Consider the following 12,838-nt stretch of genomic DNA (forward strand, 5'->3'; position numbering starts at 1 on the left):
GCCGCCTTGCGGCTGTCGTCGCCTGCCGACAATGCTAAGGTTCAGCCCTAGCTTTTGTACTTTTCCAAGGAAGCCTTCATGCCGGACACCCAGTCCCTCAACGCTGCATTCATGGTCGTTCAGAGCAACAGCCTGGATGAACTGCGCAGCCTTGTGATCAGCATCATGCGGCGCTATCCACTGGCTCCCCTGGAGAACGAAATCGCGCTTGTACAGAGCAACGGCATCGCTCAATGGCTCAAGCTGGCACTGGCTGAGGATCCTGAAGAGGACGACTCCGGCGGCTGTGGTATCGCCGCCGCTATTGATGTGCAACTGCCGGGCAGTTTCATGTGGCAGCTTTACCGGATGGTTCTGGGACGAGAGGACATTCCGGCAAAGTCGCTGCTCGATAAGGCACCGTTGACCTGGCGTCTGATGCGCCTGTTGCCACAGGTCATCACCCGACCGCATTTCGAACCGCTACAGCGCTTCCTCACCCATGACACCGATCTACGCAAACGCTACCAGTTGTCCGAACGTCTGGCAGACCTCTTCGACCAATACCAGGTTTACCGCGCTGATTGGCTTGAGGACTGGGCAGAGGGGCATCATCAACTCCGAAATGTAAGAGGTGAAGCGAAGCCGCTCTCACCGACCAGTTGCTGGCAGGCAGAATTGTGGCGCGCTCTGCTGGACGATGTGGGCGAGCAAGGCATGGCCCAGAGTCGCGCGGGCGTGCACCAGCGGTTCATGGAGCGCATCAACAGTCTTGAACGCGCACCGACCGGACTTCCCCAGCGAGTGATCGTTTTCGGAATTTCCTCGTTGCCCGCCCAGGTACTGGAAGCATTGGCCGGGTTGTCTCGTTTCAGCCAGGTTTTATTGTGCGTCCATAACCCCTGTCGTTATCACTGGGCCGATATCGTTGCCGACAAGGATCTCTTGCGTCATCAGTACAAGCGGCAGGCCCGAAAAAACGGCATGCCTGTGGTGCTGGATTCGGAATCGCTCCACCAACATGCTCACCCGCTCCTCGCAGCGTGGGGTAAGCAAGGTCGCGATTACATCAACCTTCTCGACAGCTACGACGAGCCGGACAGCTATCGCGCAGCATTTCGCAACGGACGTATCGATCTGTTCAGCGAAAACCAGCCGAAGAACATGCTGAATCAGTTACAGGACGACATTCTGGAGCTGCGGCCGCTCAGCGAGACTCGAACGCTCTGGCCGGCAGTCGATCTGACTCAAGACGATTCGATCCGCTTTCACATAGCTCATAGCGCCCAGCGCGAAGTGGAGATTCTCCACGACCAACTCCTGGCCCGTTTCAGTGCCAACCCTCAATTACGCCCTCGCGATGTGATCGTGATGGTGCCTGACATCGATAGTTATGCGCCGCATATCCGCGCCGTATTTGGCCAACTGGATCGTCAGGATCCACGCTTCATTCCCTTCACTATGGCCGATCAGGGCCAGCGCGGGCGGGATCCATTACTGATCGCTGTCGAGCATTTGCTCAAGCTGCCGGACAGTCGTTTCCCCGTCAGTGAAATTCTCGACCTGCTCGACGTTCCTGCGTTACGCGCCAGGTTTGGTGTGCAGGAGCGAAACTTGCCGACTCTGCATCGCTGGATCGAAGGGGCCGGCGTACGTTGGGGCATCGATGCCGGGCAACGGGCCGAACTGGGATTGCCCGACGAACTGGAGCAAAACAGTTGGCGCTTCGGCCTGCGTCGGATGCTGCTCGGCTATGCCGTCGGCAGTTCCGGAGCCTGTGGGGATATCGAACCCTACGATGAAATCGGTGGTCTCGATGCCGCGTTGATCGGCCCGTTGGTAGCGTTGCTGGATGCACTGGAGCTTTCGCATCAGCAACTGATGAAACCCGCGCAACCACAGGAATGGGGATATCGGCTTCAGGCGTTGATGCAGCTGTTTTTCAAACCCGAAGATGAGCATGACGACTACCTGCTGGCTCAGCTCGAGGAGTTGCGCGAAACCTGGCTGGAAACCTGCGAGGCCGTCGGTCTGCTGGACGAGCTGCCACTGACCGTCGTCCGTGAGGCCTGGCTGGCGGGGCTGGATCAGGGGCGTCTGTCGCAGCGCTTCCTGGCGGGAGCCGTGAACTTTTGCACGCTGATGCCTATGCGCGCGATCCCGTTCAGGCTGGTTTGCCTGTTGGGCATGAACGATGGCGATTATCCACGCGCTCAACCGCCGCTGGACTTCGATCTCATGGGCAGCGACTACCGGCCGGGAGATCGATCCCGTCGGGAGGATGATCGCTATCTTCTGCTCGAAGCGCTCTTATCCGCCCGTCACCAGCTCTACATCAGTTGGGTGGGCCGCAGCATTCGCGACAACAGCGAGCGGCCAGCCTCTGTGTTGATCGGCCAGTTGCGCGATCATCTCGCCAATGGATGGCGATCGGTCGACGACAACGAAGATCTTCTGATTGCCATGACTCAGGAGCATCCGTTGCAGCCATTCAGTTCGCGCTACTTCCATGAGGAAGACAAACTGTTCAGCTATGCCAGCGAATGGCAAGTGCTGCATCAGCATCACGAGCAGAATGACGTCGCAACAATGCTTGCCCCCCATGTTCAGGAGGAACCGTTGAGTCTGGAGCTGCTGCAGGACTTCCTGCGCAATCCGGTTCGACACTTTTTCACTCAGCGACTCAAGGTTTACTTCGAAGCGGCGCAGGTTCCACAGGCTGACGAAGAACCCTTTGTGCTGGATGCATTGCAGCGATACATGCTCAGCGACAGCTTGCTCGGGGCAGCCTTGAGACACCCGAACAATGTTGATCAGGCGCTCGAGTCTCAAGCCCGACGCCTGCAGAACAGCGGACTGCTGCCCATGGCCGGATTCGGTGAATGCCTTCAGCGAGAGTTGATCGAGCCTTTGCCAGACTTGTTGCAACGATATCAACAGCTGTTGGCGTTATGGCCAACACCGCTAACCAACGCGCTACCGATCAATTTTGAATGGCAGGAACTGCGCCTTGAAGGATGGCTAGGCGGTTTGCACCGGCGCGCCGATGGCGGCGTACTGTCGGTCACAACAATCCCCAACAGCATAGGCTCGATCAAGAGCCGCAAATGGCATCGCATGACCAATCCCTGGGTCAGCCATCTCGTCGCGTGCGCCAGTGGACTCTCCCTGACGACCGCACTGGTGGCGAGTGATGACACGCTCCTTCTTGAACCTCTGGAACAGACTCGAGCGGGGCGCATTCTTGAGGATCTGCTGCGTGCCTGGCAGACGGGCATGCGCCAGCCACTTCCGGTCGCGGTGAAAACGGCTTTTGCATGGCTGGCCCAGACCGATCCGGTCAAGGCTGAAGCGGCTGCCCGTAAAGCCTATGAGGGCGATGCTCAGACCAGCGAAGGCGAGCGGCGTGAAAGTCCGGCTCTGTCCCGACAATTCGCCGACTTCGATGCACTGCAGGCGGATGAAACCTTCTCCGGTTGGTGTGATGCACTGTATCGCCCTCTGCTTGAGGCACCTTGGCGTTCATGGACCCACGAGGAGGCAGGCGCATGAGTAACCAGCAGCCTCTCGCCCTGGCATTCCCGTTAAAGGGCAGCCAACTGATTGAAGCCAGTGCGGGCACTGGCAAGACGTTTACCATTTCGGCGTTGTATCTGCGGTTGATCCTCGGCCACGGAGGCGAGGCGAGTGGTTTCGCTCGAGAGCTGTTGCCCCCGCAGATTCTCGTGGTGACTTTCACCGACGCGGCCACCAAAGAGCTGCGCGAGCGCATACGCACGCGTCTGGCCGAGGCCGCCCGTTTCTTTCGTGACGAGACGCCTCCCCCTGATGCGCTGATCGATGAGCTGCGTGCACAGTTCGATCCGCAACAATGGCCCGGTTGCGCGAACCGACTGGATATCGCAGCGCAATGGATGGATGAAGCTGCGGTCTCGACGATCCACAGCTGGTGTCAGCGAATGCTGCGCGAGCATGCGTTCGACAGCGGTAGTCTGTTTACCCAGACCCTGGAAACCGATCACAGCGACCTGCTCGGCGAAGTGCTGCGCGATTATTGGCGGCTGTTCTGCTATCCGATGCAGGGCGATGCCTTGAACTGGGTTCGCAGCCACTGGGGAGGGCCGGCGGCCCTGTTGCCGCGTGTGCGTGGGCTGTTTGGCACCGAGCGCGAAGGGGATTCAGAAAAGACGCCATCCGAGCTGATCGAAGACTGCCTGCAGGAACGCCGTGCGGCATTGGTGGAGTTGAAGGGGCCATGGCGGCAGTGGGCTGATGAGTTACTCGCCATCTGCCATCAGGGCGTCGCCAACAAAACCGTGGACGGGCGCAAGATGCAGGCCCGCTATTTCGAACCCTGGTTCGAAAAGCTCAAGGCCTGGGCCGAGGACGAGTCGCTCGAGCAACTGGATATCGGCACCGGGTTCGCCAGGCTCACGCCGGAGGGCATGGCTGAAGCCTGGAAGGGCGAGCCGCCGAGTCACCCGGGCCTGGATGCCATGCCTGTGCTCAAGTCGAGCCTCGACAATTTGCCGACGCCCGATGCGGCCGTGCTGCAGCATGCTGCCAAATGGGTTGGTGCTCGCTTTGAAGACGAGAAGCGCCGTCGGGCCGAAATGGGTTTCGACGACATGCTGTTGCGTCTGGATGCTGCCCTGCAATCCGATGGTGGGGAACGTCTCGCCACGCTAATCCGCGAGCAGTTCCCGGTCGCCCTGATCGATGAGTTCCAGGACACCGATCCGGTGCAGTACCGGATCTTCGAAAGCATCTATCGCATTGAAGAGAATAATCCCGAGACCGGGCTGTTCCTGATTGGCGACCCCAAGCAGGCGATCTATGCCTTCCGTGGCGCGGACATCTACACCTATCTGCGAGCCCGCCAGGCTACAACCGGACGCCTGCATACCCTGGGCACGAACTTCCGTTCCAGTCACGGGATGGTCAGTGCGGTCAACCATGTTTTCGAACGTGCCGAGTCCCGTGAGCAAGGGCGCGGAGCATTTCTGTTCCGAGAGAAAAACGGCGATAACCCGGTGCCATTCCAGCCTGTAGAGGCTCAGGGGCGTAAAGAACATTTGCAGGTATCCGGGCTTGATGTGCCAGCGCTGAGCATCTGGCATTTATCCACCGACAAGCCACTGTCCGGGACGGTTTATCGTCAGCAGTTGGCGGCGGCCTGCGCCAGTGAGATCACGACCCTGCTCAATGGCGGACAGACTGGTCGCGCCGGGTTTGCGCAAGAGGGCAAGGATTGGCGTGGGCTGCGGCCAGCGGACATTGCGATCCTGGTGCGCGACGGTAAAGAGGCGCAGGCGGTACGCGGTGAGCTCGCAACGCGCGGAGTCCGCAGCGTTTATCTGTCGGACAAGGACTCGGTCTTTGCCGCACAGGAAGCCCATGACCTGTTGTCGTGGCTCAAGGCGTGCGCCGAGCCGGATGTCGAACGCTCCCTGAAAGCGGCGCTGGCGTGCATCACACTGAATCTGCCACTGGCTGAACTGGAGCGCCTGAATCAGGACGAACTGGTCTGGGAAACCCGGGTCATGCAGTTCCGTGGTTATCGTGAGCTCTGGCGCAAGCAAGGGGTGCTGCCGATGTTGCGGCGCCTGCTGCACGACTTTCAACTGCCGCAGATGCTCATTGCCCGCAGTGATGGCGAGCGGGTGCTGACCAACCTGTTGCACCTGTCGGAGTTGTTGCAACAGGCCGCGTCGGAACTCGATGGCGAGCAGGCACTGATCCGTCATCTGGCCGAGCATCTGGCGCTGTCCGGGCAGGCAGGTGAAGAGCAGATCCTGCGTCTTGAAAGCGACGAACAACTGGTCAAGGTCGTGACCATTCACAAGTCCAAGGGGCTTGAATACCCTTTGGTGTTCCTGCCGTTCATCTGCTCGGCCAAACCCGTGGATGGCAGTCGATTGCCGCTGCATTACCACGATGAGTCCGGCAAGGCCCGCATCAGTCTGAAGCCCGACGCTGAACTGATCGCCCTGGCGGACAATGAGCGCCTGGCGGAGGATCTGCGTTTGCTCTATGTCGCGCTGACCCGCGCGCAACACGCGTGTTGGCTCGGGGTGACGGATCTCAAGCGCGGTAACCACAGCAGTTCGGTGCTGCATCTTTCTGCGCTGGGCTATCTGTTAGGCGGCGGCGCAACGTTGAACGAGTCCAGCGGATTGGCTCGCTGGCTGGACGATCTGCAACAGGATTGTTCGGCGCTGAGCGTTGTTGAAATGCCGGAGGCCACAAGCGAGGAGTACCAGCCTCCGCGTAACGAAGCCACGCTACGTGCCACCCTTTTGCCGAGCCGCAGGGCCAGCGAAAACTGGTGGATCGCGTCATACAGCGCCTTGCGCATCAGTGACGTGCTGAGCGTCGGCAATGACGAAGCTCCAGACAGTCCGCAAGCGCAAAAACTGTTCGACGACGAACGCCTCGATCCTGAAGCTCCGCGCGAGATCATCGCCGGCGGGGCCGATATTCACCGCTTCCCTCGCGGACCGAATCCGGGAACGTTTCTTCACGGTTTGCTGGAGTGGGCAGGGGAGGAAGGGTTCGCGGTCACCCGCGAGTCGCTGGACGATGCGATTGCCCGACGTTGCAATCGGCGGGGCTGGGAAGGCTGGATCACCACCCTCGGCGACTGGTTGCAACACTTGCTCAAACTGCCGTTGCCCGCAGGGCTCGACCAACCGCCGGTGGTGCTTGAGCAACTGAAGCAGTATCGGGTCGAGATGGAATTCTGGTTCGCCAGCCACAAAGTCGACGTGCTCAAGCTCGACGAACAGGTGCGTCAATTCACTCACAACGGTGTGGCCCGGGTCGGCGCCGAAGCGGTGCAGCTCAATGGCATGTTCAAAGGCTTTATCGACCTGACGTTCGAGCACGAGGGTCGTTACTACGTGGCCGATTACAAATCCAACTGGCTGGGCGTCGATGACGCTGCATACACCGAGCGGGCCATGGAGCAGTCGATCCTCGACAACCGTTATGACCTGCAATACGTGCTGTACCTGTTGGCACTGCATCGTCAGCTCAAGGCGCGGCTCGCGGATTACGACTACGACCGGCATATCGGCGGCGCGTTGTATCTGTTCCTGCGCGGAACACGGGCCCCTGGCGGTGGCGTTTACTTCGCGCGACCACCAAGGGAGCTGATCGAACGTCTGGACTTCATGTTCCAGGGCAAACCGCAACCCAAGGCCGAGCCCGCGTGGGAACAGGGAGTACTGCTATGAGCCGGACATTCGCAGACCTGCTGCCAACGCCGCTGACCGCCGACAGCCTTGCGCAACTGACGCCCCTGGCCCGTGCCGATGACCTGTTGCTGCTGCTGACCCAATGGGTCGAGCGTGGCTGGTTGCGGGCGCTGGACAAGGCATTCGTGGCTTTTCTTCATGAATTGGCACCCGATGTCGATCCGCTGGTGTTGCTCGCCGCCGCATTGACCAGTCACCAGCTCGGCCATGGTCATGTCTGCCTGGATCTGTTCGAAACCCTCAAGGCGCCGGATTTTGCACTTTCCCTGCCGCCGGAGGGGGATGTGCAACCCGGCGTGTTGCTGCTGCCTTCGCAACTGCTCGAAACCCTCGACGGAGCGCACTGGTGCAAGGTGTTGGCCGGCAGTTCGCTGGTGGCACTGGCTGCCGACGAAGGTGCGCCGGCGCAGGAGCGCCCGCTGGTGTTGTCCGGCAAACGCCTGTACTTGCGGCGCTATTGGGCCTACGAGCGGCGTATCGACAGCGCATTGCATCAGCGTCTCGCGGAGCAGGAAGCGACACCACCCGATCTTGCACGGCGGCTGGACGAGCTGTTCGATCCGGCCCAGCGTGCGGATGTCATCGACTGGCAGAAACTCGCCTGCGCCTTGGCCACCCGAAGTGCCTTCAGCATCATCACGGGTGGCCCGGGCACCGGCAAGACGACGACGGTGGTCCGTCTGCTGGCGTTGCTCCAGGCACCTGCGGTCGAGGCGCACCAGCCATTGCGCATCCGCCTCGCGGCGCCTACCGGTAAAGCGGCGGCGCGGTTGACCGAGTCCATCAGTCAGCAAGTGCAATCGCTGAAGGTCGCTGATAGCGTCCGGGAAAAAATTCCGACCGAGGTGACCACGGTGCACCGCCTGCTTGGCAGCCGTCCCGGCACGCGGCACTTTCGCCACCATGCCGGTAACCGTCTGCCCCTGGACGTTCTGGTGGTCGATGAAGCATCCATGATCGACCTGGAAATGATGGCCAACCTGCTTGATGCCTTGCCGCCTCATGCCCGGTTGGTGTTGCTGGGCGACAAGGATCAACTGGCCTCGGTGGAGGCGGGCGCGGTGCTGGGGGATTTGTGCCGCGATGCCGAGGCCGGTTGGTACAGTCCGCAGACCCGCCAGTGGCTCGAGAGTGTAAGCGGTGAATCCCTGCAGGACAGCGGCTTGCACGAAGGCACTGACGGCTCGCATCCGTTGGCCCAGCAAGTGGTGATGCTGCGACACTCGCGGCGTTTCGGCGAGGGCAGCGGCATCGGTCAACTGGCGCGACGGGTGAATCAGCAACTCCCGGTCGAGGCTCGCCAGTTACTGGACGCCAGAACCCATGGTGATGTGTTTTCGTTGCCGCTTCAGAACGAACACGACCGGAACCTTGAGCACCTGGTGCTCGATGGGCACGGCGTAGGCCCTCACGGATATCGACACTATCTGAGCGTCTTGCGCGATCGACGTCCGGCGAGCGGAACGCCGCTCGAGAGCCCGGGCTGGACCGACTGGGCGAGTGACGTCCTGCGGGCCTTCGATACCTTCCAGTTGTTGTGCGCAGTGCGCAAAGGGCCATGGGGTGTCGAGGGGCTGAACCAGCGCATCACTGATGCGTTGCTCAAGGCGCGGCTGATCGAAAGCGACCAGCAATGGTACGAAGGCCGCCCGGTGCTGATGACCCGAAACGACTACGGTCTGGGGCTGATGAACGGTGACATCGGTATCGCCCTGAAACTGCCCGAGCGCGATGGGCCGGATGCCGGTAAGTCCGTGTTGCGAGTGGCGTTCCCGCGTAACGACGGGCGCGGCGGGGTGCGTTTCGTGCTGCCTAGCCGGCTCAACGATGTAGAGACCGTCTATGCGATGACTGTGCACAAGTCGCAGGGCTCGGAGTTTGCCCATACCGCGTTGATCCTGCCGGACGCCCTGAATCCCGTGTTGACCAAGGAACTGATCTACACCGGAATTACCCGGGCCAAGGACTGGTTCACCTTGATCGAGCCTCGGAGCGGCGTGTTTGAAGAAGCGGTGCAGCGCAAGGTGAAGCGCTTGAGTGGACTGATGCTGGAACTGGAAGACGGGACGCCGCATAAAGGATGAAGGAGCTTTCAATTGCCGCCGATAATTGACCGACCGGTCAGAGGCCGCTGTATCGCTGGCGTTCCAACGCTGTGCTATCGTTGCGGCATCATTTCGTAACGATCCAAGAGAATCCCTGCATGAAGGTGGCTGTCTGGGCGACAGAGCGCGTAGTTGGCTGCAAGCGGGCGTTGCTTGCCGGTGTGCTCTGTTTGCTCTCGGGTGTGGCCGCTGCCCAGACTCAACCCCCGGCGGGCATGGCCGAACAGCGGGCCAAATCCGTCACCCAGGTTGTCCTCGGTATCCTCAGTTACGCGCGCTGGCCGGTAGAGCCAGCACAGTTGCGCCTGTGCATCGTCGGCCCGACCGAATACACCGACGACCTGGTCAAGGGCACGACCCAGGCCACGGGGCGTCCGGTCATCGTGCGTCGACTGTTGGCCGATAATCCGGCCATCGTCAGCGAGTGCGACGCGGTCTACATTGGCAAGCTTACGATCGACGAACGCAGCCGGCTGTTCGCATCCCTGATTGGTCATCCGGTGCTGAGCATCAGTGAAGGCGGCGATCAATGCACGGTCGGCAGCCTGTTTTGTCTGCGGGTCGGCGATGAGCAAGTGTCGTTCGAGGTCAATCTCGACTCCGTCGCCCGCAGCGGCGTGCGCATTCATCCCAGCGTGCTGCAGTTGTCGCGCCGCAAACCGGCGGTGCCATGAGACGCGATAAATCCACAGGGCGCCCGACCCTCGGCTCGGTCATCGGCCGTGGCAACCTGATTGTGGCGCTGGTCGCCGTGGCAATGGCCAGTGTGTCGTTGACGCTGCTTGGGGTGCTGGCGCTGCGTGTCTATGCCGATCACAACCTGCACTTGATCGCCCGCTCGATCAGTTACACCGTGGAAGCCGCCGTGGTGTTCAACGACAAGGCCGCCGCGACCGAAGCCCTGGCGTTGATCGCCTCGACCGAAGAAGTGGCGGATGCCCAGGTGCTGGACACTCAAGGCCAGTTGATCGCGCGCTGGCAGCGTCCGGAGAACGGCCTGTTTTCCGAACTGGAGATGCAGGTCGCGAGGGTCATTCTGGAAAAACCCATCAGCCTGCCGATCCTGCATCAGGATCGGGAGATCGGCCGCATTTTGCTGATCGGCCACGGCGGCAGCCTGATGCGCTTCCTGTTGAGCGGTCTGGCGGGCATCATTCTCTGCACGGCGATCAGCGCCTGGGTCGCGCTGTACCTGGCGCAGCGTCAGTTGCGCAGGATCATCGGTCCGTTGCACAGCCTGGCTTCAGTAGCGCATGCCGCCCGTAGCGAGCGGGCACTCGATCGACGCGTACCCCGGGCAAAGATTGCCGAGCTCGACAACCTGGGCAATGACTTCAATGCCTTGCTCGATGAACTCGAAGACTGGCAAACCCACCTGCAAAGCGAGAACGAAACCCTCGCTCACCAGGCCAGCCACGACAGCCTCACCGGATTGCCGAACCGGGCCTTTTTCGAAGGCCGCCTGATCCGTGCACTGCGCAGCGCCCACAAACTGAACGAGCGCGTGGCGGTGCTGTTTCTCGACAGCGACCGATTCAAGGATATCAACGACAGCTTCGGTCATGCCGCCGGCGACGCGGTGCTGGTGGCGGTAGCGGATCGGGTGCGAGCGCAGTTGCGTGAGGAAGATCTGGTGGCGCGTCTGGGCGGTGATGAATTTGCCGTTCTGCTGACGCCCCTGCACAAGACCGAAGACGCCGAGCGCATTGCCGACAAGATCCTCGCCAGCATGGACATCCCGATTGCGCTGCCAGGCGACAGCAGTGTCGTGACTTCGCTCAGTATCGGCATCGCCGTTTACCCCGATCATGGCGCCACGCCCGGCACCTTGCTCGATGCGGCGGATGCCGCGATGTACCAAGCCAAGCGTTTGTCGCGCGGCGCCCAATTCACGGCCGGGTCGGAGCACCCGGTCGATTCCGTTCAAACCAGGAGCTGATGCCCGTGTTCTCACTTTCCTTTCGACTGTTTTCCACCCTGTTGCTGACGGCCATGCTGGCCCTGACCGGTTGCCAGACCGCTCCACAAAAGGGTCTGACGCCTGCCCAAGTCGCGGTCCTCAAGCAGCAAGGCTTCGAGTTGACCGATGACGGCTGGGAGTTCGGCCTGTCGGGCAAAGTGCTGTTTGGCAGCGATGTCGAAAGCCTGAACAAGCAAAGTACCGAAATCGTCGAGCGCATCGGCAAAGCGTTGCTGGGTGTCGGCATCGAGCGCGTGCGGGTCGATGGCCATACCGACGCTTCGGGCAAGGAAACCTACAACCAGCAGCTGTCTCTGCGTCGCGCGAAAAGCGTCGGCAAAGTGCTGACGTCGGTTGGCATGAAAGAAGAGAACATTCAGCTGCAAGGCCTCGGCAGTCGCGAACCGGTCGCCTCCAACGACACTGCCGCCGGCCGCACCGAAAACCGCCGGGTGTCGATCGTGGTCAGCGCCGACTAGTCGGCGAACTGCATTTCGCGGGTCTGCCCCATCAACAGCGCCTGATTGCGCTCGGTCACTTCGCGGATGTAATCCCACAACAGGGTAATCCTCTTGAGCTTGCGCAGATCCTCCCGGCAGTACATCCAGAACTGCCGGGTGATGTCGATTTCCTCCGGCAACACTGGCAACAGGCGCGGATCCTGGGCCGCAAGGAAGCACGGCAGAATCGCCAGCGAGCGCCCCTGCTGCGCCGCCACGAATTGCGCGATCACGCTGGTGCTGCGCAAGTTCGCGCTGGCGCCGGGCACCACGTTTGCCAGATACAGCAGCTCCGAGCTGAACGCCAGGTCATCCACATAACTGATGAATTGATGCTTGCCCAAATCGGCGGGGCGGCGGATCGGTGGGTGTTTGTCGAGGTATTCCTGGGTCGCGTAGAGCTGCAAGCGGTAGTCGCAGAGTTTGCAGCACACGTACGGTCCGTGTTCCGGGCGTTCGAGGGCGATGACGATGTCGGCTTCGCGTTTGGACAGGCTGATGAAGTGCGGCAACGGCAGGATGTCCACCGAGATCGCCGGGTAGGCGTCGACGAAGTGGCTCAGTTGCGGGGTGATGAAGAAGCTGCCGAAACCTTCGGTGCAACCCATCCGCACATGCCCCGACAGCGCGACGCCGGAGCCGGACACCTGCTCGCAGGCCATGTGCAGCGTGCTTTCGATCGACTCGGCATAACTCAGCAGGCGCTGGCCTTCGGCAGTCAGCACAAAACCGCTGGTGCGCGACTTTTCGAACAGCAAAGTGCCGAGCGCCGCTTCCAGCGAGCTGATCCGTCGCGACACGGTGGTGTAGTCCACCGCCAGGCGTTTGGCCGCCGTGCTGGCCTTGCGGGTACGGGCGACTTCGAGGAAAAACTTGAGGTCGTCCCAGTTCAGCGAGCCTAGAGAGGTGATGTTTTTTTGCATGATGGACGGGCTTATATGTGCGTTCTTATTAGAAGTTTGCACATCTATACTCCAAAAACAGTCCGACAACCAATTCGCGACACACGCCTCATCTCAAGGCGAACCTTTCGCC

At 61.0% G+C, this 12,838-nt stretch carries 7 protein-coding genes; 6 read left to right on the top strand and 1 reads right to left on the bottom strand.

The window, feature by feature from the left end; translation table 11 throughout:
• The first annotated feature begins 78 nt into the window (after window positions 1-78).
• The 6 genes from recC (at window position 79) to ABTV87_RS03570 (ending at window position 11,782) form a co-directional block, all read left to right on the top strand.
• A complete protein-coding gene (gene recC / locus ABTV87_RS03545; RefSeq protein ID WP_258713586.1) occupies window positions 79-3,531 on the top strand; it encodes an exodeoxyribonuclease V subunit gamma in 3,453 nt (1,150 codons plus the stop codon).
• Complete coding sequence (gene recB / locus ABTV87_RS03550; protein ID WP_433899003.1) at window positions 3,528-7,217, top strand: exodeoxyribonuclease V subunit beta; 3,690 nt, start codon at window positions 3,528-3,530, stop codon at window positions 7,215-7,217. Before recC ends, recB begins: the two co-directional genes overlap by 4 nt.
• Window positions 7,214-9,322, top strand: coding sequence for an exodeoxyribonuclease V subunit alpha (gene recD, locus ABTV87_RS03555; RefSeq protein WP_433899004.1), 2,109 nt, complete (start codon window positions 7,214-7,216; stop codon window positions 9,320-9,322). The genes recB and recD overlap by 4 nt, the downstream gene beginning before the upstream one ends.
• 119 nt (window positions 9,323-9,441) lie before the next feature.
• Window positions 9,442-10,017, top strand: a complete 576-nt coding sequence (locus tag ABTV87_RS03560; RefSeq protein ID WP_433899005.1) for a YfiR family protein — start codon at window positions 9,442-9,444, stop codon at window positions 10,015-10,017.
• Window positions 10,014-11,282 (top strand): diguanylate cyclase domain-containing protein, encoded by a 1,269-nt coding sequence (locus tag ABTV87_RS03565; RefSeq protein ID WP_433899006.1) that lies wholly within the window; start codon window positions 10,014-10,016, stop codon window positions 11,280-11,282. Before ABTV87_RS03560 ends, ABTV87_RS03565 begins: the two co-directional genes overlap by 4 nt.
• Complete coding sequence (locus ABTV87_RS03570) at window positions 11,282-11,782, top strand: OmpA family protein (RefSeq protein WP_170929403.1); 501 nt, start codon at window positions 11,282-11,284, stop codon at window positions 11,780-11,782. The genes ABTV87_RS03565 and ABTV87_RS03570 overlap by 1 nt, the downstream gene beginning before the upstream one ends.
• Here the strand turns inward: ABTV87_RS03570 and ABTV87_RS03575 are convergent.
• Window positions 11,779-12,726, bottom strand: coding sequence for a LysR family transcriptional regulator (locus ABTV87_RS03575; RefSeq protein WP_114881330.1), 948 nt, complete (start codon window positions 12,724-12,726; stop codon window positions 11,779-11,781). The genes ABTV87_RS03570 and ABTV87_RS03575 overlap by 4 nt on opposite strands.
• Between the last annotated feature and the right edge of the window lie 112 nt (window positions 12,727-12,838).

It is taken from the genome of Pseudomonas sp. PSE1(2024) (assembly GCF_050990555.1).
GTDB lineage: Bacteria > Pseudomonadota > Gammaproteobacteria > Pseudomonadales > Pseudomonadaceae > Aquipseudomonas > Aquipseudomonas aphyarum.